At 65.8% G+C, this 25,101-nt stretch carries 23 protein-coding genes; 11 read left to right on the top strand and 12 right to left on the bottom strand.

Features of this window, described 5'->3' with window-relative positions; all coding sequences use genetic code 11:
• Position 1 precedes the first annotated feature (1 nt).
• Entirely contained in the window at positions 2 to 1,087 is a 1,086-nt protein-coding gene (locus IPK69_06440) for a hypothetical protein (GenBank protein QQS10254.1), read from the bottom strand.
• A 231-nt stretch (positions 1,088 to 1,318) separates the two neighbouring features.
• Between IPK69_06440 and IPK69_06435 the strand changes: the two genes are divergently transcribed.
• Together IPK69_06435 and IPK69_06430 are read left to right on the top strand one after the other, a co-directional pair.
• Entirely contained in the window at positions 1,319 to 2,257 is a 939-nt protein-coding gene (locus tag IPK69_06435) for a MoxR family ATPase (GenBank protein ID QQS10253.1), read from the top strand.
• Positions 2,258 to 2,398: 141 nt separating this feature from the next.
• A complete protein-coding gene (locus IPK69_06430; protein QQS10252.1) occupies positions 2,399 to 2,983 on the top strand; it encodes a DUF1905 domain-containing protein in 585 nt (194 codons plus the stop codon).
• Here the strand turns inward: IPK69_06430 and IPK69_06425 are convergent.
• Positions 2,980 to 4,122, bottom strand: coding sequence for a hypothetical protein (locus IPK69_06425; GenBank protein ID QQS10251.1), 1,143 nt, complete (start codon positions 4,120 to 4,122; stop codon positions 2,980 to 2,982). The genes IPK69_06430 and IPK69_06425 overlap by 4 nt on opposite strands.
• A 137-nt stretch (positions 4,123 to 4,259) precedes the next feature.
• On the opposite strand from IPK69_06425, the gene IPK69_06420 reads away from it, so the two are divergent.
• The 7 genes from IPK69_06420 to IPK69_06390 all read left to right on the top strand — a co-directional run bounded on the left by IPK69_06420 (position 4,260) and on the right by IPK69_06390 (position 11,347).
• Entirely contained in the window at positions 4,260 to 4,922 is a 663-nt protein-coding gene (locus IPK69_06420) for a DinB family protein (GenBank protein QQS10250.1), read from the top strand.
• A 149-nt stretch (positions 4,923 to 5,071) separates the two neighbouring features.
• Positions 5,072 to 5,548 (top strand): hypothetical protein, encoded by a 477-nt coding sequence (locus tag IPK69_06415; GenBank protein ID QQS10249.1) that lies wholly within the window; start codon positions 5,072 to 5,074, stop codon positions 5,546 to 5,548.
• A 504-nt stretch (positions 5,549 to 6,052) separates the two neighbouring features.
• Positions 6,053 to 6,748: a hypothetical protein gene (locus IPK69_06410; protein QQS10248.1), complete on the top strand. Its 696-nt coding sequence runs from the start codon at positions 6,053 to 6,055 to the stop codon at positions 6,746 to 6,748.
• 66 nt (positions 6,749 to 6,814) lie between these two features.
• Positions 6,815 to 8,911 (top strand): hypothetical protein, encoded by a 2,097-nt coding sequence (locus IPK69_06405; protein QQS10247.1) that lies wholly within the window; start codon positions 6,815 to 6,817, stop codon positions 8,909 to 8,911.
• Positions 8,912 to 9,418: 507 nt separating this feature from the next.
• Positions 9,419 to 10,033: a hypothetical protein gene (locus tag IPK69_06400; GenBank protein QQS10246.1), complete on the top strand. Its 615-nt coding sequence runs from the start codon at positions 9,419 to 9,421 to the stop codon at positions 10,031 to 10,033.
• 36 nt (positions 10,034 to 10,069) lie between these two features.
• Positions 10,070 to 10,879, top strand: a complete 810-nt coding sequence (locus tag IPK69_06395) for a hypothetical protein (GenBank protein QQS10245.1) — start codon at positions 10,070 to 10,072, stop codon at positions 10,877 to 10,879.
• A gap of 75 nt (positions 10,880 to 10,954) precedes the next feature.
• Positions 10,955 to 11,347 carry a lecithin retinol acyltransferase family protein gene (locus tag IPK69_06390; GenBank protein QQS10244.1) on the top strand — a complete coding sequence of 131 codons (393 nt, stop codon included), beginning with the start codon at positions 10,955 to 10,957 and terminating at the stop codon, positions 11,345 to 11,347.
• Between the two features lie 56 nt (positions 11,348 to 11,403).
• Here IPK69_06390 and IPK69_06385 read toward each other — a convergent pair whose 3' ends face one another.
• Entirely contained in the window at positions 11,404 to 12,492 is a 1,089-nt protein-coding gene (locus IPK69_06385; protein QQS10243.1) for a DNA adenine methylase, read from the bottom strand.
• Positions 12,489 to 13,316, bottom strand: a complete 828-nt coding sequence (locus IPK69_06380; protein QQS10242.1) for a hypothetical protein — start codon at positions 13,314 to 13,316, stop codon at positions 12,489 to 12,491. The genes IPK69_06385 and IPK69_06380 overlap by 4 nt, the downstream gene beginning before the upstream one ends.
• A 386-nt stretch (positions 13,317 to 13,702) precedes the next feature.
• On the opposite strand from IPK69_06380, the gene IPK69_06375 reads away from it, so the two are divergent.
• Positions 13,703 to 14,362: a hypothetical protein gene (locus IPK69_06375; protein QQS10241.1), complete on the top strand. Its 660-nt coding sequence runs from the start codon at positions 13,703 to 13,705 to the stop codon at positions 14,360 to 14,362.
• Positions 14,363 to 14,604: 242 nt separating this feature from the next.
• Here the strand turns inward: IPK69_06375 and polX are convergent, their stop codons facing one another.
• The 5 genes from polX to IPK69_06350 all read right to left on the bottom strand — a co-directional run bounded on the left by polX (position 14,605) and on the right by IPK69_06350 (position 20,111).
• A complete protein-coding gene (polX, locus tag IPK69_06370; GenBank protein ID QQS10240.1) occupies positions 14,605 to 16,410 on the bottom strand; it encodes a DNA polymerase/3'-5' exonuclease PolX in 1,806 nt (601 codons plus the stop codon).
• Positions 16,411 to 16,455: 45 nt separating this feature from the next.
• Complete coding sequence (locus IPK69_06365; GenBank protein ID QQS10239.1) at positions 16,456 to 16,767, bottom strand: hypothetical protein; 312 nt, start codon at positions 16,765 to 16,767, stop codon at positions 16,456 to 16,458.
• Positions 16,727 to 17,299: a hypothetical protein gene (locus IPK69_06360; GenBank protein QQS10238.1), complete on the bottom strand. Its 573-nt coding sequence runs from the start codon at positions 17,297 to 17,299 to the stop codon at positions 16,727 to 16,729. Before IPK69_06360 ends, IPK69_06365 begins: the two co-directional genes overlap by 41 nt.
• 134 nt (positions 17,300 to 17,433) lie before the next feature.
• Complete coding sequence (gene recG, locus IPK69_06355; protein ID QQS10237.1) at positions 17,434 to 19,773, bottom strand: ATP-dependent DNA helicase RecG; 2,340 nt, start codon at positions 19,771 to 19,773, stop codon at positions 17,434 to 17,436.
• A complete protein-coding gene (locus IPK69_06350; protein QQS10236.1) occupies positions 19,770 to 20,111 on the bottom strand; it encodes a DUF971 domain-containing protein in 342 nt (113 codons plus the stop codon). Before IPK69_06350 ends, recG begins: the two co-directional genes overlap by 4 nt.
• Before the next feature lie 134 nt (positions 20,112 to 20,245).
• Between IPK69_06350 and pyrF the strand changes: the two genes are divergently transcribed.
• Positions 20,246 to 21,199 carry an orotidine-5'-phosphate decarboxylase gene (gene pyrF / locus IPK69_06345; protein QQS10235.1) on the top strand — a complete coding sequence of 318 codons (954 nt, stop codon included), beginning with the start codon at positions 20,246 to 20,248 and terminating at the stop codon, positions 21,197 to 21,199.
• A 736-nt stretch (positions 21,200 to 21,935) separates the two neighbouring features.
• Here pyrF and IPK69_06340 read toward each other — a convergent pair.
• The 3 genes from IPK69_06340 to IPK69_06330 all read right to left on the bottom strand — a co-directional run bounded on the left by IPK69_06340 (position 21,936) and on the right by IPK69_06330 (position 24,973).
• Positions 21,936 to 22,358 (bottom strand): hypothetical protein, encoded by a 423-nt coding sequence (locus tag IPK69_06340; GenBank protein ID QQS10496.1) that lies wholly within the window; start codon positions 22,356 to 22,358, stop codon positions 21,936 to 21,938.
• Positions 22,280 to 23,011, bottom strand: a complete 732-nt coding sequence (locus tag IPK69_06335; GenBank protein ID QQS10234.1) for a RelA/SpoT domain-containing protein — start codon at positions 23,009 to 23,011, stop codon at positions 22,280 to 22,282. The genes IPK69_06340 and IPK69_06335 overlap by 79 nt, the downstream gene beginning before the upstream one ends.
• A 546-nt stretch (positions 23,012 to 23,557) precedes the next feature.
• Positions 23,558 to 24,973, bottom strand: a complete 1,416-nt coding sequence (locus IPK69_06330) for a hypothetical protein (protein QQS10233.1) — start codon at positions 24,971 to 24,973, stop codon at positions 23,558 to 23,560.
• Between the last annotated feature and the right edge of the window lie 128 nt (positions 24,974 to 25,101).

The following is a 25,101-nucleotide window of genomic DNA, read 5'->3' as shown; positions in this document are numbered from 1 at the left end:
ATCAGGCGCGAGATCGATCGGGCGATGGTGGTGTGAACGGGCCGGCACGTCGATTGGAACGGTGGATGAGCATGTCGGCGAGGTCGATGGCGGGCTGGAGGACGACACCCCGGACGCGCCAAGTATCGAGGACGACGCCGAAGAGTCCGAGGGTGAAGAGAAGGGAGCCAACGAGGATGAGCCCGCGCCCGATGTTGCGTGGGAGGGACTCGACGCCGGGGTTGGCGTGGTCGGCGTAGAGGACGAGCAGATCGCCGATGGTCCAGAGGAGGACGACGCCGATCATGGCGAGGAGGGTCTGTCGGCCGAGGGCTCCGACGCGCATGAGGAGGAGCCGCGCCTGCAGGACGCGGGCGCCGCGGCGGACGCAGATGATGATGGCCAGGAGGAGGCCCGAGGCGATGATGCGGAAGATGGACCGCGTGGAGACATCGCCCGCGTCGAGGCTATAGGGGCGTGGGGCGTGGAGGTCGATGTCGATGAGGATGTGGTAGAGCGTGAGGGCGAGGGGGATGTAGAGGAGCGAGCCGAGGGCGGATTGGAAGCGGTGGGAGCGTGAGAGGCCGGCGTGGGGGCGGATGAAGGCGAGGGAGCCGAGGCCCGACACGATCGTGAAGAAGACGACGGCGTAGGCGGGGAGCACGGAGGGCCAGGGGGGGACGCCGCGGGTGCGCCAGCCCGTGCCGAAGCCGGGTTCCCACCACCAGTCGGTGAGTCGGATGGCCCAGAGGAAGAGTGTGGCAAGGAGGGCGCCGACACTCCACGCCACGACGCCGATGGCGGTGAGTTTGCGGCACTCGATGGGTCGGAGTTCGCGGGCGAGGGGATCGACAACGGCGAGGAGAGTGGTGCGGACGGAGGTGCCGCACTCGGGGCACATGCCGGTGACGGTGAGCCCCTTGAGGTTGTACTTGCAGCGAACGCAGGGGAGGAGGCCGGTGAGTTCGTCGAGGTCGAGGGGGCGCGCGGGCGTTGAGACCGGCGAGTCGTCAGACGTTCGCGGCGACGTCTCCGTTGAGCGGTGCTCGCGGGCGTCGGGGCCGGATGGATTGTTCGGCGCGGGTTGGCGGCCCTCCGAATCGGACATGTGAGCGACCTCTCTCAATGGGCGCGTGGGGGGTGGGACGCGTGTGGTCCCTGGGTGTGGGCGCCGAAGGGTGGAACCATAGAGGGGCTGGACGTCGAATCGGGGGTCGTGGGGCCTTCTGCTATACTGCCGTCCTCGTCGGCGAGGGGTGGCGTCGCGGGGGCGGGATCGCGGGGCGACGGCGTTGGTTTGCTGGCTGTTTTCGAGTGGTTTTCGGGTTGGGGCCTGTCCATGCACGAGCGCATCTCGCGGCTGCGAGAGAACATCCGGCGTGTGTATCTGGGGGATTCACGGAGCGTGGATCACCTCATCCGCTGCGTGCTCGCGCGCGGGCACCTGCTCATCGAGGACGTGCCGGGCGTCGGCAAGACCGTCCTCGCGACGGCCCTGGCGCGCTCGATCGACTGCTCCTTCTCGCGGATCCAGTTGACGCCCGACATGCTCCCCTCCGACGTGCTGGGGGTGAGCGTCTATGACCGCAACCCGGCGACAGGGGCCGGGGCGTTCACGTTCAAGCCCGGGCCGATCTTCGCGCAGGTGGTGCTGGCCGACGAGATCAACCGGACGCCGCCGCGAACGCAGGCGGCGCTCCTCGAGGCGATGGGCGAGGGAACAGTGACGACGGAGGGGAAGACGATCGCGCTCCCGACGCCGTTCCTCCTGATCGCGACGCAGAACCCGGCGGAGTTCGAGGGGACGTATCCCCTTCCCGAGAACCAGTTGGACCGCTTCCTGATGCGCATCGCGCTGGGGTACCCCGACCCGGCGGACGAGCGGCGGATCCTGGACCTCCGGCCCTCGGGCGTGCGGCTCCACGAACTCCAGCCGGTCCTCTCGGCGACGGAGTTGATCGAGTTGCAATCGCTCGTCGATGGCGTGAAACTCGCGCCGGCGCTGGCGGATTACATCGTGGCGATCGCGGGGGCGAGCCGGCGGAGCGGGGCGCTGGCGCTTGGGTTGTCGCCGCGCGGCGGGCTGGCGTTGGCACAGGTGGCGCGGGCGACGGCGCTCATGGACGGGCGCGACTATGTCATCCCGCCGGACATCACGGACAATCTCGGGGTAGTCGTGCCGCACCGCGTGATCGCGCGCGGGGCGGTGGGCGCGGCGTCGGCGGCCGTCGAGGACGCGCTGGCGGAGATCCTGCGTCAGGTTCCGGCCCCGGCGTGAGCGCGAGGATGGTGATGGAAGACGTGGTTCGTCACCGGCTGACGATGTAGTAGAAAGAGAGGCAGGCGGGTCGCCTGCCCCACGAGCATGGGTAGTTCGTGATGTGAGTCTCTGGTGAGCGCTGTGGCGCGGAGGTCGGGGATGGGCAAGGCCAAGGCTGATTCGAAGGACACTCCCGCGAAGGCGGGCGCGGCCGGCGCTCCCAAGCCCGCATCGCGCACTTTCACCACCACGATCATCAAGGACGACGACACGAGCATGTGCGCTATCGAGGTGCCGTTCGATCCCAAGGAGGTCTTCGGCAAGGTCCGGGCTCCGGTGCGCGTCTCCATCAAGGGGCACGAGTACCGCAGCACGATCTCGTCGATGGGCGGGTGCTGGTGGGTGCCGCTTCGCACGTCGAATCGCGAGGCCGCGGGCGTGAAGGCGGGGGACACCGTCCGCGTGATGCTGGCCTCCGATGAGTCTCCGCGCGTGGTGACAACGCCGCGGGATCTCTCGGTCGCGCTCAAGGCCGCGGGGGCCGGCGCCGCGTGGCAGGCGATGAGTTACACGCACCAAAGAGAGCACGTCGAGGCGATCGTGGAGGCGAAGAAGGAAGAGACCCGGGCGCGGCGTGTCGAGAAGGCCGTGGACATGGTGCTCGCGTGGCAAGCCGCGCGAGGCGGCGGCGCGGGCGTGCTGAAGACGGCGTCGGCGATCGCGTCGAACCGGGCGACGCGTTAGCGGGCGGGAACGGGTGAGGCGGGAATGTGTGCGGCGTCGCGGGCGGCGTCGGCGCTGGTGGTCCACGAGAGGCCGAGGATGCGGTCGTCGCCCGTGAGGACGATGGGTTTGGCGGAGTTGCGGAGGTCGAAGACGACGACCTTGTCATCGGCGTAGAGGCGGCCGGCGTCGGGATTGGCGCGGTCGACGAAGCGGCCGCCGACAAACCTCGGGGTGCAGGCGAGGGAGGCGTCGTCGTTGCTGAAGGCGAGGTGGTGGGCGGCGCAGTTGAGGAATCCATCGCTGGGCGCGGAGTCCGGGGTCTTTGGGGGGGCCGCGGAGTCGTAGCGGAGCGAGGTGGTGGTGGCGTCGGCGGCGTTCCAGAGCGTGACGACGTCGATGGAGGAGAAGGCCAGTCTGGAGCCGTCGTGGCTCCAGGCGAGGGCGAAGACGTCGAGGTCCTGGGCGACGACGCGGGGCTTTTCGGCGGGTGTGGCGAGGGGGTTGCGGACGACGAGGAGGTCGAAATGCCTGGCTTTGCCGACGCGTTTGGTCTCGGCGAGGAGGGCGACCGCGCCGTTTCTGCTGACGATCGGGGAGGAGGTGGGGTTGGCGATGTCGGCGAGGAGGCGTTTGGGCGTTGGGGCGGCGTCGTGGGTATCGAGGATCCAGACGGTGCTGGTCGGGCCGCGCCCGGTCTGGAAGACGACGTTCCGCGAGTCGAGGAGCCAGTGGGCCTCGTGGATCACGGTCTCGAGTGTCGTGACGCGTGCGGCCTCGGAGGAGGGGGGGCCCGCGTCGGGGTTGGCCGCGTCGAGGAGCGTGCTCACGTAGAGGTCGGAGCCCCGGGCGCCCGGGGCGGCATGGATGAGAAGGCGCTTGGTGGCGTCGGGCGAGGTCTCTCCCGCGTTGGGCGCGACGGTGAGTTCGTGGTGGGCGCCGAAGACAGGGTCGATCGCGACCCTTCGGGTCTTGAGTTCCATGACGGGCCAGGGCGTGGCGTCCTTGGCGGTCTCCGAGGCGGCGGCGGGTGGCGTGGCGGGCGGCGCGGGCGCGGCGTGGGCCGGCGCCCCGAACGCGGCGATGGGGATCGGCATCAGGAACGCGAGGATTCGCGTGGCCACGGGGCGGAGGGTCGAGTGCGAGAGGAGCGTCTCCATGGGGACTCCTGTGAGTAGCGGGACTTGAACTCGAGTGGTCCTCGTCCTGCCGGGTCCATAATACCGGAAGGCGGCGCGATTCCGGCGCAACGGCGGCGTCACAGGAGACGAGGGTTTCGAGCGTTGTGGAGTGAGTGATGGGCACAGAGGACGTTTCGTTGGAGTTTCGCGGGCCACAGCCGTGCGTCTTTGATCCGGGCGCGATGGTGGAACGGATGTCGCGGTTCCCGCTGGTGGTGCGGTCGTGCGTGGAGGGATCGTCTCGAGCGGATCTTCGGCGGCGGTCGCCCCGGGGCGCGTGGTCGGTGGGGGAGATCCTCTGCCACCTGGTCGATGAGGAGGTGGAGGACTTCGGCCCGCGCCTGCGCTCGACGCTGGAGGACCCGACGCGCCCCTGGCCCCGGACCGACCCGGAGGGGCTGGCGATCGAGCGGAAGTACGCCGAGCAGGATCCACTCCTGGCGCTCGCGCGCTTCGAGCAGGCACGGGAGGGGTCGATCGCGTGGCTGCGCGAGGTTCTTGCAACGACGCCGCCGGACGACCCACGCTGGCGGCACGCGTACCACCACCCCAGCGGGCGCGTGATCCGCGCGGGGGACCTGCTCACGTCGTGGGGCGCCCACGACATGCTGCACCTGCGGCAGATCGCCAAGCGGATGTTCGAGTGGTCGTGGCGCGATGGGGGGAGCGGGGAGGGGGGCGGCGCCGCTGGGGAGGGGGGCGGCGGAGCCGGGGAGGGGGGCGGCGCTGCCGGGAAGGGGGGGTTTTCGGCGGAGTACGCCGGGCCGTGGGGGGCGTGAGGGCGTGGGCGCGGCGCGGGTGGACGCAGAAGGAAAGTGGGCGCGTGCGGGTTAGCGGCGATGCCGTGTTGCTGGCGTCGTCCCCGGGTTGTCAGGTCTAGTTCACAGGTTCGACGGCCGCTTTGATGGCGAGACCGTAGAGTTTCGCCATGAGGCCGCACCCGAGGCTGCGAAAGACCATGAAGTGGGGCGGGGCGGCGGTGGGTGTGCTCATGCTCGCCGCGTGGGCCGCGAGCGAGCGGTGGTACCTGCACCACTACGCGTGGCCGTGGCTCTACGGCGCGCAGCGCGGCGGGGCGTACCTCGTGCACGACCGGGGCGCGATGTACCGCATGCCCCCCGGCGTGTACACGGGACGCGTGGACCCGACGGTCCCCAAGGTCTGGTGGGCAAACGCGTCGATCTCCGGCGGCCGCACGTACGTCGGGATCCCGTTCTGGCTCCCCGCGGTGGTGGCGGGATTGTGCGGCGCGATCGCGTGGCGTTTGGATGTCATCGCCCGCCGCCGCGCCCGCGCGGGCGCGTGCCCGAGGTGCTTGTATTCCCGCGCGGGTCTTGCGGCGAACGCCCCGTGTCCGGAGTGCGGGGCGGCGCCGATCACAATCGCGGCGGAAGCGACGTTGTAGTGACCCCTCGCGCGCACGCGGATCGCGCCAACGCGAGCGTGGGTCCATCCTCGGCGCGGTGTCGCGCTCGCGCGCGTCGATGACTTGCTCACCCCCTTCGCCGGTCCTCCGGCGCGACTCGCCGGTGCTCTGGGGCGATCGGTGGGTGGAGCCGTGCGGATGGTCCGTGGACTGTTCCCGTTTGTCCGTCATGCCCTCCGGGTCGATCGTCTCTGGTGCCCGACGGCCCGGCCCGACCGCCCGACGGCCCGTCATGCGGTTCGGATCGCTCGTCACGCGGTCCAAAGGGCCTGTCCTTTGTGCCGGATGATCCGGACGACCGTCCGGAACGCTCGTCACCGGGAAAACCTCAACTGGGGTCCAAGGAACGCCGATGCCACACCCATCGCCCCGTGTGGGGCGTGTCGCGAGACGGGACCAAAACCCCCGTCGCGCGGCACCGTGCGTGCCTTCGTCTGATTTGGCCATGTGGCAGTTTGTCATCTGGCAGTTTGGAGTTCTCTCGTGTCCCAGCGACGCTTTCCCCGGGCCGACGCCGACTTCGCCGCGTTCATCGCGCACTATTACGACGCCGTCGAGGCGTGGTGGAACGGCATGGCGCTCGACCCCGCGGACCTCGCCGACCTCAAGAACGCCGTGAACGAGTGGAAGGCGGCCTGGCCGGCGCACATCGCGGCCCGCGCCGCGGCGCAGGCGGCGACGCAGGCCAAGGACGCGGCGAGGGCGGAGGTCGAGGCGCAGGCGCGGCCGATCACCAACTTCATCCAGGCCTTCCCCAAGACCACCGACGCCGACCGCGCCACCATCGGCATCACCGTCCGGAGCACCCCCACGCTCCGCGTGGGGAACATTACATCTTCACCCCTCACGCTCATCGACTCGGGACAACGTCTGACGCACACCCTGCGCCTCAGCGACGAGTCCACGCCCACGCGTCGCGCGAGGCCCGCGGGCGTCGCCCGCGCCGAGGTCTTCGTGGCGCTGACCAATCCCCACGAGGCCGCGCCGCCCCTGCCCACCGACGCCGCCGCCGTGAGCGGGGCGTACCGCTACATCGGCAGCGTCACCGACGGCACGACCACGCTGACCTTCGAATCACAGAACGGCGGCCGGCAGGCCCATTACATCGCGCGCTGGATCACGACCGCCGGAACCCCCGGCCCCTGGAGCGAGACGGCGAGCGCCACCGTGGCGGCGTAGAGCGCGCCCCACGCCCCACGCACCTCTTTCATCGTTCACACACACGACCACAGACGCGAGACCACCATGAAGACCACCAGCACCAAGAACACGAAGCCCCGCACGCGTGCGTATCGCGCCGCCGGTCCGCTCCCCCCGCCGCCCACAGACGTAAAAGTCCTGACGCGGGAGGACGCCGCCACGTTCATGGGCGTGGCGCTCAAAACCTTCAGCGATTGGGAGCGTGCCGGGCGCGTGACGATCCCGCGCTACCGCGCCGCCACCGGCACGGGCCGCGCGATTTATTACGTCGAGGCCGACCTCGAGCGCCTGCGTGAGGAGTTCAGGAGGCTCAAGGAGCCCTATCCCGATCCGGAGCGTCCGGGCGTCTACCGCGTCCCCCTCCGCAGCCGCCTCCACTCGATGGAGGCGCTCATCGACGCCGAGGATCTCCCGATCGTCGAGGGAAAGAACTGGAACTGGGGCCCGAAGAGCGACGGACGGGGGGGCGAGGTGCTCTTCGCCACGATGACGCAGCGCCAGACCCCCCTCAAGCGCCTCATCCTGGGCCTTGGGGACAAGGAGTTCAAGGACGTGGTGGTGGGCTACGCCAACGGCGACCCCCTCGACCTCCGGCGATCGAACCTCGTCCTGAAGACGCGCACGGAGGTGAACCTGTCGCGCGCCAAGTCGATGACGCGGGCCGGCCGCGCGGTGTCGTCGGTCTATCTCGGCGTGGACTGGGACGCGACGCGGCGCTTGTGGAGGGCGCAGATCGGCACGAAGGAGATGCACCGGATGATCGGTCGATTCCGCGACGAGGCCCAGGCCGCCGCCGCCTACGACGCCGCCGCGAGGGAGATCTTCGGCGACTCGGCCCCGCTCAACTTCCCCGATGGGAAGATCCCCGCGCCGACGTTCCTCGGCGCCGACGGCGAGACCGTGCGCGAGAAGTGCGCCTACACCCTGGCGCGCGGGCTTCCCACGCCGCCCAAGGGCGTCGCCATGCTGACGCGCGACGAGGCCGCCGCGGCGCTCGACGTGAGCGAGGGGACGCTCGGCCAGTGGGAGCGTTCGGGCGAGGTCACCTTCACCCGCTACCGCGAGAAGGACCAGACCGGGACGCCGATCCTCTACGCCGCCGCCGACATCGCCCGCCTGCGCGAGGAACTCGACCAGGTCGGCCAGCCGTACGCCGATCCGCACCCGGCCCGCGCCGGCGTGTGGCGCGTGCCGCTGCGCACGCTCGGCGGATACATCGAGGCGCTCATCGACGAGGCGGATCTCCCCATCGTGCAGGGGAAGAAATGGAACTACGCCGCGCGCTCGAGAGCCGGGCAGGACAATGGCGTCGTCTTCCAGGCCGGCGCCGACGACGCCCCCCGGCGGCAACTCAGGCGCCTCATCCTGGCGCTCGACGGCGAGTCGGCGGCGATTCGGGTCCACCACGCCAACGGCAACCCCCTCGACTGCCGCCGCGCGAACCTCGTGATCAGCAACCCCGAGCAGTCCGCCCGCGGCGCCTACAAGATCCTGCGGCGTTGCGGGCGGCCGACGACGTCACGGTACAAGGGCGTCTGCTGGAACGAGCGCGTGGGCGCGTGGACCGCGCAGATCCGCGTCGCCGACGTGAACAGCAGGCTGGGCCACTTCGACGACGAGGCCGAGGCGGCGATGGCCTACGACGAGGCGGCGCGCGAGGTGTGGGGGGACGAGGCCAGAGTGAACTTCCCCGAGCCTGGCGAGAAGCCCAGCGCCGCGGCGCCGGTCTCCCCCGCGGACCTGTGGACCCGCGCCGGCGGGAGCGCGGCGCGGATGCCGGGCCAACCGACCGACTTTGATGTGGTCCTCAATGGCGACGGCAGCGTCACGCTGTCGTGGCGCAGCACGCACGCCGCCGCGAGCGCGGGGGTGACGTTCGCGATTTTCCGAAGGCTCCCCGGCCAGCGCGAGTCCGTGCGCCTCGGCACCGTGGACGGGACCACGAGCGCCGTCCGCCGCCCGACCTTCACCGACGCGACGGTGGGTATCGACTGCATCACCGGCGACGGCGAGGGGGCCGAATACACGGTGCAAGGCGCCCGCGCCGACCGCCTGGGCGAAAAGAGCGAGGTGGTGCGGGTGCGATTCGACGCGAGGGGGAGGTGGGTTTACTCCGCTTCGCGGGTGAGGAAGGCGGCATAAATCTCCGCTGCGCGGGGCCAGTACATGTAGCCCGACCGTGAGGGAGGGCCTGGCGGCGGCACGGTGCTCCGCACCAACTTCCGCGCCGCCGACGCGGTGGAAACGTTGGCTTCCATTCACCACAGGGTCAACATCCACGGCGAACAGGGGCTGCGGAGCAAGGTCACGACGGCGATAGTGGCGGTGTAGAGGGATTCACCCGTTTGTGCGGAAATATGGATGAAACACATTCTTGTGTTGTTGACACATCCAAGTGCACCGATATAGTTGTTCCCCTCGGAACTTGACTGGTCCTCGGTATCGGTGCGTCCGGCTGCCAATTCGGCAGGCCGGTTGGTCTATGTCCACATATCGACACGGTTTTGCAAGGATGGCGGAATCGCTTACATGCGGTTTTCGGGCGTTCCTGCGTGATTCGCTGGAACACGATAATTCTTCGCGGTCTGGCATTGGCGTTGCCACACTCCAGGCTCGCTGCACAAGGTGTGCAGCCTTGTGGAGATTCGCATGACGCAGTCCGGACCGCCCGCCGTAGAAAAAAACAGTCCGTTGGAAGCCGCGCAGAAGATCGTCACCGAGTTGCAGGGGATGACCTCGGAAAACCAATCGCTGGCTTTGCAGTTCGCCATGCAGACGCTGCGAATCACTCCACCCTCGGCACACCTCACCCCTTCGCCCGGACCAGCCCACCCGGACGCACCGATTGTCCATGCAGCTGCTGACGTGCCGAGTCATCCGACGGATATTAAGTCGTTTACAGCGGCGAAGGCACCCAGGAGCGACCAGCAATTCGCCGCAGTCGTCGCATACTTCTATCAGTTCGAGGCTCCTACAGAGCAGCACAAGGACTCCATCGATGCCGCGACAATGAAGGATGCAGCAAGGCTTGCCGTGTGGGGCCAGGTGAGAAACTGGAACACAACGCTGAAGAACGCAATGCGCGCGGGGTATTTGGACCGTGCTGAGCGAGGCGCGTTCAAGTTGAGTTCGGTCGGCGAGAACCTCGTTGCCATCACACTGCCCGGAAGTGGGGCGACGAGCGCGGGGAACAGCGGCGGCACGAAAGGTAGAGTCAGTAAGAAGAAGGTATCGACCAAGAAGAGAACAAAGAAGGGCGGCTAATGCGCAATTCCTTATCAACTAAAGGAGTCTGTGCTCATGCTGGCCATACACAAGACCTTTGATGCAGCCATCAACGAGGTCACAAAGGCACGCGCTCGGGTTACTGCAGTCAAGACCAAGCAGGTGAAGAATGTCGATACCGTAGCGAGCCTGAAAGCCACGGCCCAGGCGTGGTTCCACGCCCACAAGCCAGTCGTGGTGGCGGCGGCCCCGGGCCTTGACCTCGTGGCAGTTGACCAGCACTACACCACGATCCTGAATTCGACGGCAAAACACGCCGCGAAACAAACGTATTTAGACGCGTTGATGAACGCCAAGACTGCATTGGTTGCTGCTCGTACTATCGCACTGATTGCACCGGCAGTGGTACCAGTCGCGAATACTGACGACCTCGCGCCGGACTTTTCGCCCTTGGCTGGCAATCAAGAGATGCGGGACATTCTCACCCGCCGGTGGCACGAGTGCGCGAAGTGCGTCAAGGCCGACGCGCATCTTGCGGCGATTGTGATGATGGGCGGTTTGCTTGAAGCCCTCTTCGTCGCGAGAGCGAACAAGTTGACCGATAAGGCCCCGCTAACTGGCGCGGCGAATGCGCCCAAGGACAAGGCGACTGGGAAGACCACCAACTACCAGGATTGGATGCTGGATTCGTACATCAAGGTCGGCTGCGAGTTGAACTGGATTACAGAGTCGGCGAAAAACGTCGCGGACACGTTGAAGGAATACCGCAACTTCGTCCACCCGGCGAAGGAACTGCGGTACGGTGTGAAGCTCGGCTTCAACGACTCTTCGATATTCTGGCAAGTCACAAAGGCATTGGCTAGGCAACTGCTTTTCAGCGCGTAATCGGAAAACCATCGGGGCGCACATGCAGGGGGCTACGGCCCCCCGGCACCCCCCATCAAGAAAGGAACGGACTCCATGGCCTACGGTGATCATCTCTTCATCAAGTACATCTGGGGCGAGCACCACGGCATCGACCTCGGCGACGGCACCGTCATCGAGTACGGCGGCAAGGGTGAAGCCCGCATGTCCGTGCGGCGGGTCTGGCGCGACGACTTCCTCGCGCGTGGGCCGTCATTTATCAGGCAATACACACCCGGAGCCGCGCTGCCACCGCACGATACCGTGCGGCTCGCGATTACCCGTCTCGCCGAGCAAGACTACGACCTATTCAACAACAACTGCGAGCACTTGGCGTACTGGTGCAAGACTGGGCACCACTGCAGCCCGCAGGCCAACACGCTGAAAAGTGCGGTGAAGGTCGGCGCAGTAATCGGGCTCATCGCGCTGATGGCGAGCGCGGCGGGGTAAGTGGATGGCGTGACTGTTGGGTGCCGCCCGCGGCTGGCGGCACCCTTTTTCACGACTCAGGCGAACAAGCCCATTTGTTCGACGGGCGCAGCCCGAAGCGGCGCGAGGCGTTCGGCCAGGCACTCGCGGGAGACGACGTAGACGTACTCCTTGTTCGTCTTGTGGCTCACCTTGCCGACCTTCTGTCCTTGCGGGTTGTAGATGCCGATCTGGGCACCGACGTACCGCTTGAAGTCGTTCTCGATGGTCGTGACCTTGCCCTCGCCGTTCCAGAGTGAGGCGAGCATCGACTCCATCTCCTCGCGCGCCAGGTATCCCTCGTTGTTGAAGGAGACGACCAGCACCTGGGCGCGGACGGTGGCAAGCAACTGCCGCATGACTCCCGCGAACCTCGGGCGGGAGTTGAAGATGCTCTGACGCTGACGGACATCGACGCGCTTGCAGGCGATGCCGTAGACCTCGGGCTTGTCCCAGCGCACCAGAGACTCCCAGGCGTGGTAGTTGCCCAGGTAGGAGTGTTGGTTGTACGGCGGGTCGATGTACGCGACGTCGGCCTCAAGGAGTTTCACGGCTTCGAGCGCATCGAGGCAGGTGGCTTGACCCTTGCCGTGCTTGGCGCGTGGCAGCACCTCGGGAACACGCAAGTCCAGGTCGTTGTGGGCACGCGGCGCCCACGTTTTCAGATACGCCATCTGCAAGCCGGTGGTCGAATCCACCCGATCCGCCGCCTCCATGAGCGACACGAGCATCACCGCTTCGAGTTCCGGCTCCAAGCCCTTGGCCGCGATAGCCTCGCGAATGGCGTCGATGCGGGCCCCGTTCTTGGGCTGGAAGAATCGGGACTGGACGCAGAAGGTCTCGGTGAAGTATCCCGGCTCGCCCTTCATCGCGTTGAACTCGCGGACGAGTTTCTTCGCGTCAACGAGCACGTCCTCCGCGTCGGCCTGCACGTAGCAGCGGGCGAGCGTTGCGGCATACGAGTTATGGTCGTTCGAGAGGACGCGGTAGCCTGCGGCTTTGAGCGCGTGTCCGACTCGGGACGTGCCCGAGAAGAGATCGATGACAGAATGGGCATCCGCAGCACGCCGCACGGCTTCGAGGATGACGGGGATCAGCGTGCGCTTGGAACCGATGTACTTGATCACCGAACACTCCCTTGTTCGCGTGGCGTGCCCTCAAACAGCCAGGACAGAAGGCCCGTGAGGAATCGAGTGTACTCCGTTGCCGTGCACGCGTGCTCCATCGAGAACCACGCGAAGTTCTTCAGGCGATCGGCCTGGACGTGGAAGTTCACGTGGTACTTGTTGCGGTAGCGGATGAACGCACCATTCGCCATGACCATGAGGCTGCATTTGGTGTAGCGAGTGGCCACTTCCAGATACTGCATGATCTGGAATGAGAGCCGCTCGTGCGCGTTGCCGTCGATCTGGCGCCCTCTGCTCGATTTGGCTGTCTTGTACTCCAGCATGATCTTCTCGCGGAGTACGCCGCCATCCACAAGGACCACGGTATCGTCAAACTTGGTCGTCAGCCCGTTGTAGATCGTCGGATAGGTCGGTCCAGCATATGGACCTGTGATGGGGGCATATCGCCGAACCGCCTCGGCCTCACTCGGGAACGCATCCACCAAATCCGTGACACCAAAGACGACTTCTAACCAACGCGACTGATCGGCGCTCGTATCCGTGAGTCCGTCGGATGCAGAAGTGGGAACGAAAATCGAGCGAGGGCCTATCGCCAACTCCGCATAGCGCCGTCTGCCTACTCCGGCGACGACGCGCACGGATGCTCCGTTGGATTCCGCAAGCCTACGGAACGCGATCCACAGGTGCGCAATTAGCCGCTCAAAGTCCTCACCCTCACGACGCGCTCCCGTTCCCGTATTCGCCACGCTCTCGGACGCCTCAAAGGCCTCCATTCGTGTGGCGAGCGTCTGGATCTCCTGATTGATCGCGGGCGGTCGAGGCATCGTGGACAGTGTACGGCATTCAACTACGGGATACGTTGAGTGTATCTACAACCACAATCTGTTGGGGATTCCGAGCCATGACCGCATGACCAGCGAAACCAACTGCATGCACGATCATTATCAGTGGCACGTGTCCCTCCAGTACCCTCTGGACCACCCCATCCCCCGAACTCGATGCGTGAATTCTGGACGTTCACGCGACTTACCCATCTCGATCGGCCGATCGACCTGCCGTGCTCCTCCTGCGTGCTCTGGGCGGCTTGGGCGGCGGGGGGAGGGCCTGGGGTTGTGTGCCCGGGGCCATATGGACAAGCCGCCGGCGATTGCGGTACTGGAACACGCCCCACGCTGGGCGTCGAGGTACCCAACAAAGAACGGAGACCGTCATGGCGGATTACATCCCAGGGCCCGACGCGGACTTCCAGGCGTGGGTCGCGAACTTTGTCACCTATGCCAACGCCCATCTCGTCGATCTCGATCTCAACGCGGCCGACATGCTGCCGATCACCAGCGGGCAGACGGCCTTCAACACCGCCTTCGCCGCGCAGATCGCGGCGCGGGCCGCGGCATTGGGCGCGACGCAGAACAAGGACGATCGCCGGGCCGATCTCACGGCGGCCGTGCGACCCCTCGTGCGCCGGTTGCAGGCCTCCCCCGACGTGACCGACGCCGAGAAGGCCGCGCTGGGGATCACCGTCGCCGCCGAGCCGTCGCCCATCGGGCCGCCGACGAGCGCGCCCATCTGCGTCATCGAGTGTGGCAACCGGTTGCAGCACACGCTGCGCTTCGCCGACGAGACCACGCCGAATCGCAAGGCCAAGCCCGCGGGCGTCCTGGGCGTCGAGATCTGGAACAAGGTCGGCGACGCGCCCCCGGCGGGCGAGGGCGAGTTGCGGTTCGTCGCCGTCGACACCAGTTCGCCCTTTGTCGTGAACTTCAACTCGGCCGAGGGTGGCAAGACCGCGTTCTACTGGCTGCGGTGGGTCTCGCCCACGGGCGAGCGCGGGCCGTGGGGGGAGCAATCCCAGGCGACGATTGCGGCCTGAACGCTTCGCGACGCGGCCTGGGCACTTTGCGGCGCGAAGGAGTCGCGTGGGCACGCGAGAGACTTTTCGACACTTCACCCTGTGTGCTCATCCACCCGCCGACGACGGCGGGTGGTTTGTTATATGGCGATGGAGTGGGCGTGCGCGTCGGGGGTGGGTGAGGGAGCGGAGAGAAGAACGGACACCACGCGGAGCGTGGTGGTACCCCCGAGCGCAGCGGTGGTATCGAATCTCCGGAAGCGTCAGCGCTTCGCGCTGAGCCAGTCGTGGAGTTTCTTCTGGGGCCAGGTGTTGAGGCACAGCGCCTTGGGGCACCAGCCGCGGCGGGCGGTCATGACGCCGAAGCGGAGGTTGTCGTAGTCCTCGGCGGCGTGGACGTCGCAATCGATCGCGATCGTGCACCCAGCCTCGACGGCGAGGCGGACGTGGGCGTCGCGGAGGTCGAGACGCATCCAGTGGGCGTTGATCTCCAGGGCGGTGTGGTGCGTCTTCGCGGCCGATATGAGTTTGGTCATGTCAGGCTCGAGGCCCTTGCGCTTGCCGACGAGGCGGCCTGTGGGGTGGCCGAGGATGTGGACCAGCGGGTGCGAGACGGCCCTCACGAGGCGCTTGGTGCAGGTCTCGGGGTCCTGCGAGAGGGCGGCGTGGGGCGAGGCGACGACGACGTCGAGTTGCTTCAAGACCTTGTCGTCAAAGTCGAGCGTGCCGTCGGCGAGGATGTCCACCTCGCTGCCGGTCAGGAGGGCGAGGCCCTTCTTCTTCCATTTGGATTTGGCGCTGTTGATGGTCTCGACCTGGGCGAGGAGGCGCTCGATAGAGAGGCCATTGGCCTGGACGGAACTCCTGGAGTGGTCGGTGACGGCGAGGGTGTGGAAGCCGCGTTTCAGGGCGAGTTCGGCGAGTTCGTCGAGGGAGAGGAGGCCATCGCTCGCGGTGGTGTGGGCGTGGAGTTCGGCCTGGATGTCGGCGAGTACGATGAGGTTCGGGATGGACGCGAGGTCGCACTCGCCGCGATCCTCGCGCATCTCGGGGGGGATCCAGGGGAGGTTGAGTTTCGCGTAGATCTCCTCCTCGGTGGCGCCGGCGACAGGCGTGACGCCGCGGAGGTGGGGGGCGGTCTTCTCCTCGTCGATGGGGAAGAGGCCCCAGTCGTTGAGGGTGAGGCCGAGATCGAGGGCCCGCCCGCGCAGGCGGATGTTGTGTTCCTTGCTCCCGGTGAAGTACATGAGGCCGCTGCCCCAGGAGGAGAGGGGGAGGACGCGCAGGTCGATCTGGACGGCGCCGTCGCCGTCGTTGTCGATCTTCCATCGGCCGGTGTTGTCGGTGGTCTTGTAGCGGACGGAGGCCTTGCTCTCGCCCGAGGCGAGGGTCTGGGTGACGCCGGGCGTTGAGGTGAAGAGATGCATCACACGCTCGGCGTGTTTCTCGTGGCCCTTCTTCAGGGCGACGAGGATGTCGATGTCGCCGATGGACTCCTTGCCGCGGCGGAGCGAGCCCGCGGCCTCGGCTCTGGTGACGTCGGGAGATTCGCGCAGGCGTTCGAGGAAGACCTGCGCGATGGCCCACGCGGGGCCGAGGGAGAGGCGTTTGCCCGATGTCTTAACGAAGGCGAGGGACTGGGCGATCTTCTCGACGGTCTTGGCGCCCATGCGCGGGAGTGTCTGGAGGCTTCCGTCGGCGATGGCGCGCTCGAGGGCGGGGATGTCCTCGATGTGCCCCTGCTTCCACATGACGCTCGCGGTCTTGGGGCCGATGCCGGGGACTTCCATCAGGGCGAGGACGCCGGCGGGGACTTTGGCGCGGAGTTCCTCGTACTCCTTGATGTCGCCGGTGGTGCAGAACTCGACGATCTTGTCGGCGAGTTTCTTGCCGATCCCCTCGAGGGCGAGGATCTCCTCTTTGGACATGGTGCAGATGTCGGTGGGGAGGGCCTCGATCGCGCGGGCGGCGCGGGTGTGGGCGATGGACTTGAAGGAGTCCTCGCCGAGGACATCGAGCATCCGGGCGATGGACTCGAGGACGCTCGCGAGTTCCGCGTTCTTGGACATGAAGGGACTGTATGGAGATGGCGCGGGATTGCCCCGCGGCGTGGATCAGCGCGACCTGCGTGCGGCACGCTTGGGCGCGGGGACGGCGGGGCGCTTGGTGGTGGAGTAGGTGGTCTCGGTGTGCTCGGTGTAGCCGTCGCGTTGGATGGGCGAGGAGATGACGTGGATCTCGCGGCCACCGGGTTCGGTCGCGGCGTTGAAGGTGTCGTCGTGCTGGGCGTAGAGCGTGGCGATGCGGTGCTCGATGGCCTCGACGGCGGCGAGCCGCTCGTCACGCGGGATGCTCAGGAGGGCGGCGAGCCAGCGCCGCGCGAGGTCAGGCCCCGTGGGCTGGAGGAGTTCCACCAGCATCTGCACGTGGTCCGCCGGGGAGAGCGTCGGCGATGGAACCGGCGCGGCGCCGGTCGGCGGCGTGGACCGGCTTGGCCTCGAGGGTCGCGTCTGGTTTGGCTTGGGCCTGGCCATGGTCGGCAGTGGCGGCAGAGGCGTGATGCGGCGTGGGGCGATCCGTCTGAGACGATGACGCCGGCGGCGACCATGCCGCACGGACGCGAGATTCGAGTGTATTCAGGAAGAGTTCGAGACGTTCGACGCGGGTGATGAGGTCCTCGATGGTGTTGGCCATCGCGGTGAGGAGCTCAGACGCGTTGGCCTCGCTGAGGGTGTAGGCCTTGACCTCGGAGGCCTTCATCGGGCCGCGACCGGTCAGGAGCCAGTCGATGTTGAGTCCCATGGCGTGGGCGAAGGCGGCGATGAACTCGACAGCGGGGGCCTGGCCCTGCATGTACCGGCGGACGGTCTCGGGGTGGGTGTTGGTGAGTTCGCCGATGTGGCGGTAACTCTTGCTGCCGCCGGCCTCGCGCAGACGTTCGTGCAACCCGTTGGACATGGCGATCACTATACCCGTTTTGGTGTGCGAGTCATGGGGGACGCGGAAGATGGAAGGATCGGTTGCGGCGAGTCGGGTTCGTGATGGGGACACGGAGATGTGTGAATCTGGGAAGTTGGGGCACGGAGTTGTGCCTACCCCACGTCGGCGAGGCCGAGCCATTCGCCGTGGGCCTTGAGGAGCCGACGTCGGAGCAGGGCCTCGGCGGGGTTTCGGAGGCGCGGCGAAGCGACGATCCATTGGGCGGCATCGCGCCGGGCCATGGCGAGAAGATCGACGTCGCGCGCGAGGTCGGCGACCTTGAAGGGCATGAGGCCGGACTGGCGCGTGCCGAAGAGTTCGCCAGGTCCACGCAGTTCGAAGTCCTTCTCGGCGATGACGAAGCCATCGTTGGAGGTTTCAAGGACCTGGAGTCGCGCCTGGGCGTCGTCGCCTTTGACATCGGCGATGAGGACGCAGAGCGAGGGCTTGTCGCCGCGCCCGACGCGTCCGCGGAGTTGGTGGAGTTGGGCAAGCCCGAAGCGGTCGGCGTCCTCGACGATCATGATGGTGGCGTTGGGGATGTCGACGCCGACCTCGATGACGGTGGTGGCGACGAGAGCGTCGATCTGCCCGAGGCGGAATCGCTCCATGATGGCGTCGCGCGTGTCGCGGGAGAGATCGCCATGCATCGCGGCGAGACGCTTGCCCGGAATGTGGGCCTCGAGTTCCTTCACAAGATCGCGCACGGCCTTGGTGTCGCTCGCGGGCTTGCCATCGATCGCAGGGGCAACGATGAAGGCCTGCTCGCCCTGGTTGAGGCGGCGGAGGACCTCGGCATAGACCATGGTGCGCTGCGTGTTGGTCGCGACGCGGGTCTTGACGGGCTTCCGCCCCGGCGGGAGCCCGGCGATCGTCGAGACATCGAGATCGCCAAAGAGCGTGATCGCGAGCGTGCGTGGGATGGGCGTCGCGGTCATGACGATGACGTGGGGTACGACGCCGGTCTCCTTGCCCTTCGCGCGGAGCGTGGCGCGCTGCGAGACGCCAAAGCGGTGCTGCTCATCGACGATCGCGACGGCGAGCGACTTGTACTCGACGCCCTGGGTGAGGAGCGCGTGCGTGCCGATGAGGATGTCGATCTCGCCCGCGGCGAGCCGCGCGAGGAGGGACTCGCGATTGGCGCGCGTCGGCGTGCTTCCGGTCAGGAGCGCAACGCGGACGCGCGAGCCCTCGAGAAGGCGCGAGATCGTGGCGAAGTGCTGCTCGGCGAGGATCTCGGTGGGCGCCATGAGCGAGGCCTGGTGCCCGTCGGCGACGCCCATCAGCATCGCGTAGACCGCAACGGCGGTCTTGCCGGAACCCACATCGCCTTGGATCAAGCGATTCGTCGGCGTGTCACTCGTGAGATCGCGAACGAGGTCGGCGACGACGCTGTCCTGGGCTTTGGTGAGCGTGAAGGGCAGGCGATCGCGGATATGCCGATCGATGGCGGCGTTGTGCCTGAGGGCCGGGGCCTTCATCGTGACGCGCAGGTGCGAGCGCTTCATCGCGACGCCGAGTTGCAGGAGGAAGAGTTCGTCGTACGCCAGTCGCCGGCGCGCCGCGAGCGTCTCGTCCATCGTCACGGGGCGATGGAGCATGCGATACGCCTCACGCAGCGGCGGGAGTGATTTCTCGGCGCGATACGCGTCGTCGAAGTGGTCCTCGATCAGCGGGAGCGCGTGGTCGAGGACGCGGGAGATGGCCCTGGCGATGCGTGCGGAGGGGAGACTCTCGGTCGCGGGATAGACGGGGCGGATGTGCCCGGCGTCGTCGGCGTCGCTGGTGGCGTCGGCATCGTCGCGATGTCCTGCATTGTCGCGAGGACTTGCATTTTCGCGCGGGCCAATCTCGCCGCGAGGACTCGACGCCTCGACGCGCGGGTTCACCATCTGCAAGCCCGGGCCCCGCCGTTGGAGTTTCCCCTCGACCTTGACCCACTCGCCGGGCTTGAGGCGATCGGCGAGGTAGAGCATGCCGAAGAAGACGATGTCGAGCCGCCCCGTGCCGTCGTCGAGGATGACTTCGAGGCGTGGGCGGCGACCGGTGCGCACGGGTCGCGTGGCGATGACCTCGGCCCGCGCGGTGACGATCTGCCCGACGCGGCTCCCACCGTCATCACCCTCGGTTGCGTTGGATGCGTTCGAGTGAGATGGATTTGGATTCGTCGCCGGGGCGGTGGCCGGGGCGTGCCGCGTGTGGGTGGGGGGGCGTGGCCCCTCGAGTTGCGCGATCGTCGCCTCGCCCCCGACGAACTCATGGCGAAGTGGAATGTGGGCGATGAGCGTGCCGACGTTGTGGAGGCCCATGCCCTTGAGCGCGCGAGCCACGGCGGGGGTGATGCCGCGGACATTGGCGACGCTCGTCGTGAGCGTGATCGGCGAAACGTCGCCTTCGCGCGGCTCCTGACGATCCGCGGTCTGCGGGCGTTGCACCTCGGCCTTGCGCGTCATCGCTCCTTCTCCGGATCGATCTCGCGCAGGTAGCGCCACGAATAGATCCCCGTCGAGTGCCCGTCGCTGAAGGTGATGCGGATCGCGTAGTTCCCCACGAGTTCCGCGTCGGTGGCCACAACACCGCCACTTCCTTCTCCCCTTCCGACCCGGCTCGACGGCAGGATCACCAGCGGGTTCGTCTCGATCTCGTCGCGGAGGTGCCTGGCGTCGGCCGAGGGCGACATCCGCCGGAGATAGGGAATCTCATAGCGCGAGACGCGTCCATCGCCCCAGCGAATCGTCAGGGCCTCGTCCTTCTTCAGGTCGATCGAGATGGGTGCGTCGATTGGCGGCATGCCCGGGCTATCTTTCGCGTGATGGCGGCCCGGCGAAAGTCGCCCACGCCGTCTCGGGGCGCGGATGGGTTTATACCTCATTTTCACCTCGTCTTCACCTAGATTCCACCTCGGTTCACGTTGGGATACGAACCATGACTCCCTTTGCGGATCTCTTGAGTGCGGCGATCGAGCGTGTGGGCTCGCCGGTGTGCGTCGGGCTGGATCCCGTGCACGAGATGCTGCCCGATGCCGTGCGCTCCGCCCACCACGAGCCCCTGGAATCCATCCGCCAATTCGGCCGCGGCGTGATCGATGCCGTGGTTGGTGTTGTCCCCGCGATCAAACTCCAATCCGCGTGCTATGAGCGCTGGGGCGGTCGCGGGCTTGAGACCCTCGCCGAGCACGCCGAGCACGCGAGCAGTCTCGGCCTGGTCGTCATCCTCGACGCCAAGCGCGGCGACATCGGCCTCTCCAGCCGCCACTACGCCCACGCCGCCAGGCGCCAGCACGCCCACGCCGTCACCGTGAGCGGCTACCTCGGCCTGGGCGCGCTCGATCCCTTCGTGGAGGTTGGGCTCGGCGTCTTCGTGCTGGTGCGGACGAGCAACCCCGACGGCGACGCCGTGCAGGGCGCGCGATTGGAGGACGGCCGCACGGTCGCCGAGATGATGGCCGACCAGGTCGCGGCGTACGGCGCGAAGCATGTGGGCGCATCGGGAGGGGGGGCTTCACACGGCCTGTCGAGCGTGGGCGCGGTGGTGGGGGCCACGAAGCACGCCGAGGCCAGGGCCCTGCGCGAGCGCATGCCCGACCAGATCTTCCTGATCCCCGGCTACGGCGCCCAGGGGGGCACGGCCGAGGACATCCGGGCGATGCTGCGGCCACGGGCGGCGCGGCGGTCGAGCCTGGCGGGGGCCGGCGTGCTGGTGACGGCGAGCCGCTCGGTGATCTATGCGACGGGTGCAGGTCGTGGGAGAAATGGGGGGGGCGGGGGGAGTGGGGGGGGGTGGACCGATCACGTCCGTGCCGCGGCGGAGCGACTGGCGGGGGAGATCAGGGACGTTGTTGAAAGTGGTAGTAGTGGTGGTGTAAGTCGGAGTGTGTGATGGTGGCGCGTGTGTTGCGCACGCCAGAGGAAGGGAGGACCCTTCCTCCGGCACCTCCATCCCCTTTGGATCGGTACGACGAGTGGTGTCCCGATGGCGTTGACTGCTCGTCTTGGGCGACCAAAGTCCGGCTCTTCCTCGTCTTCCCTCTTCTCTTGTTTCTCCCCGGACTTTGGTGCCGTGTGACACGACAACGCATGCACTGAAGTCCGGAGGAACCGGACTTCAATGGCACGATGGCGTGAATTCAGTGCCACGCCCCTTGAATTTGCTACAGGTATCTAATTGGTCAAGAGTAGAGAACGAGGCACAAAGTCCCCGCGTATGTTCACGTATGTGAGTGCCGGAATCGTCAGTAACACCCATTTGGGGAATGGAGTAAACAAGTTGAAGTACTACAAAGAGAACAATGTATTTAACTGTGAGAAGATCAAGCAAACTACAAAGATTGAGTTGATCTATCCGACACGGGACGGACAACCCGTTGGAAATGGCGAGTTGCACACGTGTGATTGTCAAGCCCAATGCGGCGTACGCCTGGACGGTGTTGGAGCACCCGATTGGACCAAGTGTGTCCACACATTACGTCCTCGACAAAAATAATACTACTTGTCGTATATGACGATGTCTGATCCGATCTATTGTCTACGGTCGAGCCCACAATCGTGGGGTGAGCGAATCGCCCATCCTATACAAACCACTGCAGCACCTTGCTTCAGGAGATGATATGGTCTAACTACTTTGATCGCTTCCGTCCTTTCGAAGGTATACCTTCTGCTCTCTCCATGATCCTTCTGATCTGAGCAACAAAGGCATGCGTATCAAGAAAGTAGTTTGGATAGGCCTTCTGCAAAGCATCAACAGGTCCTGCAGCCACTAAAACTGCCTCGATCTGTTCGCCTTTCAAGGTTCTCTCTTCTACCCTTGCGTACTCCGCGTTTGCGTCAGCGAGTCGATTTTCCGAGAAGGGGATGAGGCGAACCGAGCGAGTAGCAGTATCGAGAATAACTAGGTGATACTTACCCTTACGGTCATCAGTGGCGATCTTACTGGCTGCGATAGCAAAGCCTTCTAATTTGGCTAATACTCCCAATGCGGCTTCGGCGTCTGCAACTGCAGAATATGTAGCCTCTGGTGAAAGGCTTTGAAAACCGGGCACTGTAGGAGATCTCTCCAGATGTGCAAGTGCTGCGCTTGCAATTGCAAAAAATCACGCCACTGGGTGTCGCCCTGTCCTGATTTCAATGCCTGACCAAGAAATGTACCCATTGTCTCAACCGCAGTGGCCCATGCATGTTGCATCTTGGTGCGAATTTGAAGTTCTACATGTAGTCCATTATATCGTGGTGCACTATCGCTCTTGTATCGAAATACAAGATGAACACCTCGATATCCATCGGACTTTGGTGTTGTGATATAGTCTTTAGATGATACGAGTGAATGTTTGAGACTCTTCGGATCGCGATAAAGGGCTTCCAGTCTGCGAACTTGAGGAACAGTTCCTACAATGGCACGAAGGCCTCCAATATTCTGCATCTGTGCCAAAATCATTGTATTAAAACGTTGTAACTTAGCAACAACGGATGGCGCTCGCTTTAGTCGCTGGGCCACAATCGCATTGTCGTCTATCTTTCCCACACGTCCACGTAGTGTTGCTTGGAAGGTATTAATCGGGTATAGATGACAGGCCCTCCAGTTAGCTAGAACATCGGTTGCCCACGCTAGTTTGTCCCATTCAGGTGGATCCGCAGCGAGAAGTTTGCCCGCGCGGTTAACGTCATTTTTGGAGAACTCTGGTCTAGCAAAACTCATCGTATTCAATTCTAGCCATGTGCATCATACTGGAGTCCGGGTGAGTGGCACTGAAGTCCGATTCCTCCTGTGTTCAGAGGTGGGGCATTCGGAGATTCATCACGAATCTGTGCCACACGCCGTTCGTGCGCGGTGTGGAGTGGGTGGATCGGGGCCCGTGGGATTGGGATCTGGTCCGGATCGAGTCGTTCCCGGTCCATGAGGAACGATTTCCGGTCCACAGAAAATGATTTCACGTCCACGAGAAATGGTTTTTGGTCCACGAGAAATCATTTCTCGTCCACGAAAACTCCTGCGCGAAGGGGGATTTGTCCGGGTGATGTTTGTGGTTTGGGGACGTGAGGGCGGTTTGGGGCCGGATAAACGGGGCGGACGTGGGAGAAGGAGTAGACACAGGAGGGACGCCCCCCTCCCTGCCCCACGAGATTGGGTAGGAGTGGAAGACACCACTCTGGAGAGTGGTGCCACCAAAGCGAGAGGCACCCGTGGCCACACTGTTATTGCCTATGGCCCATTCCCTAGTGCCCAGTGCCTCATGCCCAGTGCCTACGCCCCCGTGAAGCCGTGGTCGCTGTGGGCCCTGGGGTCGGTGCGCTGGATGATGTCGCTGACGCCCTGCTGATTAAAACCCTTGTAGCCGTCGTTGCGTTCGAGGTTCTCGAGGTGGCTGCCGATGGCGCCGTCGCGGCGGAAGGCGTCGGCCTGTCCCTTGGTAATGTACCCCTTGGCGAGGAGGGCCTCGATGCGGCGCGGCTCGACGCTCCAGCGCTCGCCCTCGGTGAAGGCCTGGCGCAGGAAGGGGAAGGTCGTGAAGGGATCCATGGTCTTCACGTTCGCGGCCTCGAGTTGGGCGACGAGGGCGTGGAAGTCGAACTGGCACTCGAGGTGGTGCATCCCCGCGTCGAGGAGCGACTCGCCGTGGAGGCGGACCCACAGGCCGACCGTGCCGACCTCTTCCTTCGCCTCGGGGAGCCCGTCGTGCGCGAAGTCGCCGAGGATCTCCTCGGGCGTCAAATCGACGTCGTTGAAGGTCGTGATCTGCGTGACGGGCTGCTCCATGACCTGCGCGCCCCAGCCGGCCTCGGCCCCGGCGTAGAAGGCCTCGCGCGCGACGAAACCGAGTTTCTCCCAGATGGCGATGACGCGATGGAAGTTGTGGCGCGTGCAGCGGTAGGTGTGGTGGTCGTGGTTGGCCCAGCCCAGGCCGAGTTTGTTCTGGCGGGCGTACTGGATGCGGGCGGCGGTGTTGCGGCGCATCCAGTAGCGGCGCTCGCCCTCGAAGAAGAGGTCGCAGGCCCAGTCGGAGCCGAGATCCTGCACGGCGGCGTCGACGAGGCGGTCGAGGAACTTGAGGGCCATGTGGTCGTCGGCGATGTCGCGCGGACGCCGGCAGAAGGCCTCGAGGTGACGCATCGCGGCGATGGACTTCGCCGGGTCGGAGGGTTTGATCTCGTGCGAGCGCGTGCCGTGACGCTCGACGGCCCAGAGTTCGGCGGACCCGCTACGAAAGGCGGCGGCCATGCGGAGTTGCGAGAGCGGATCGCCGAGGACCTCGCTCGTGAGCCCGTGGGCGGCGAGGAAGTCGGCGACGGAATCGACCTTGATCGCGACGCGCAGCGTGGCGTTCTTGGTGTCGAGGACGATCGCCGGGAGGATCGCGCCGGGGTGGGTGAAGTTGCCGGGCGCGCCGGGGACGGGCGTCGAGACATAGCCGACGCTCGCGAGGCGCTGGCGCATGTCGGGGGAATCGCCCAGGTGGATGTGGTCGATCCAGTCCTTGAATCGCGTCGCGGTCTCGAGGCTCATGCGGCGCACGAGCGTCTGGGCCTCGGGGCAGAGGGCGAGGAACCCCTGGAGCAGATCGTCCACGAGTTTCTGGGCCGCGGGCTGCGGCTCCCAGTGGAACTTCTTGAGATGGTCCTGCGACGGCTTGACCTCGGCGATCGACGGGCTCCCCTTCATGCTCGTTGAACTCCCCTGGAACGCTGCTCAAAGTGTGAACGCCGGCGCGACGACGCCTCCAAAGGCGAACTCGCTCGGCGAAAGGGTAAAGCGTAGTGCGGCATGAATGGACGCGTGGGGGATGTGCA

It is taken from the genome of Phycisphaerales bacterium (assembly GCA_016699835.1).
Lineage (GTDB): Bacteria > Planctomycetota > Phycisphaerae > Phycisphaerales > UBA1924.
The sequence above is the reverse complement of the archived record's forward strand: the minus strand, read 5'-3'. Positions and strand labels throughout refer to the sequence as shown.

Bases quoted from the DNA above. Each gene is read 5' to 3' on its own strand.
- IPK69_06360 (QQS10238.1), bottom strand. From the start codon at position 17,299: ATGTCCAACGGGTTGCACGAACGTCTGCGCGAGGCCGGCGGCAGCAAG.
- IPK69_06375 (QQS10241.1), top strand. From the start codon at position 13,703: ATGGCGGATTACATCCCAGGGCCCGACGCGGACTTCCAGGCGTGGGTC.
- IPK69_06400 (QQS10246.1), top strand. From the start codon at position 9,419: ATGACGCAGTCCGGACCGCCCGCCGTAGAAAAAAACAGTCCGTTGGAA.
- IPK69_06425 (QQS10251.1), bottom strand. From the start codon at position 4,122: ATGGAGACGCTCCTCTCGCACTCGACCCTCCGCCCCGTGGCCACGCGA.
- IPK69_06415 (QQS10249.1), top strand. From the start codon at position 5,072: ATGAGGCCGCACCCGAGGCTGCGAAAGACCATGAAGTGGGGCGGGGCG.
- IPK69_06440 (QQS10254.1), bottom strand. From the start codon at position 1,087: ATGTCCGATTCGGAGGGCCGCCAACCCGCGCCGAACAATCCATCCGGC.
- IPK69_06435 (QQS10253.1), top strand. From the start codon at position 1,319: ATGCACGAGCGCATCTCGCGGCTGCGAGAGAACATCCGGCGTGTGTAT.
- IPK69_06430 (QQS10252.1), top strand. From the start codon at position 2,399: ATGGGCAAGGCCAAGGCTGATTCGAAGGACACTCCCGCGAAGGCGGGC.
- IPK69_06330 (QQS10233.1), bottom strand. From the start codon at position 24,973: ATGAAGGGGAGCCCGTCGATCGCCGAGGTCAAGCCGTCGCAGGACCAT.
- polX (QQS10240.1), bottom strand. From the start codon at position 16,410: ATGTCCAAGAACGCGGAACTCGCGAGCGTCCTCGAGTCCATCGCCCGG.
- IPK69_06395 (QQS10245.1), top strand. From the start codon at position 10,070: ATGCTGGCCATACACAAGACCTTTGATGCAGCCATCAACGAGGTCACA.
- recG (QQS10237.1), bottom strand. From the start codon at position 19,773: ATGACGCGCAAGGCCGAGGTGCAACGCCCGCAGACCGCGGATCGTCAG.
- IPK69_06350 (QQS10236.1), bottom strand. From the start codon at position 20,111: ATGCCGCCAATCGACGCACCCATCTCGATCGACCTGAAGAAGGACGAG.
- IPK69_06405 (QQS10247.1), top strand. From the start codon at position 6,815: ATGAAGACCACCAGCACCAAGAACACGAAGCCCCGCACGCGTGCGTAT.
- IPK69_06380 (QQS10242.1), bottom strand. From the start codon at position 13,316: ATGCCTCGACCGCCCGCGATCAATCAGGAGATCCAGACGCTCGCCACA.
- IPK69_06335 (QQS10234.1), bottom strand. From the start codon at position 23,011: ATGAGTTTTGCTAGACCAGAGTTCTCCAAAAATGACGTTAACCGCGCG.
- IPK69_06390 (QQS10244.1), top strand. From the start codon at position 10,955: ATGGCCTACGGTGATCATCTCTTCATCAAGTACATCTGGGGCGAGCAC.
- IPK69_06420 (QQS10250.1), top strand. From the start codon at position 4,260: ATGGGCACAGAGGACGTTTCGTTGGAGTTTCGCGGGCCACAGCCGTGC.
- pyrF (QQS10235.1), top strand. From the start codon at position 20,246: ATGACTCCCTTTGCGGATCTCTTGAGTGCGGCGATCGAGCGTGTGGGC.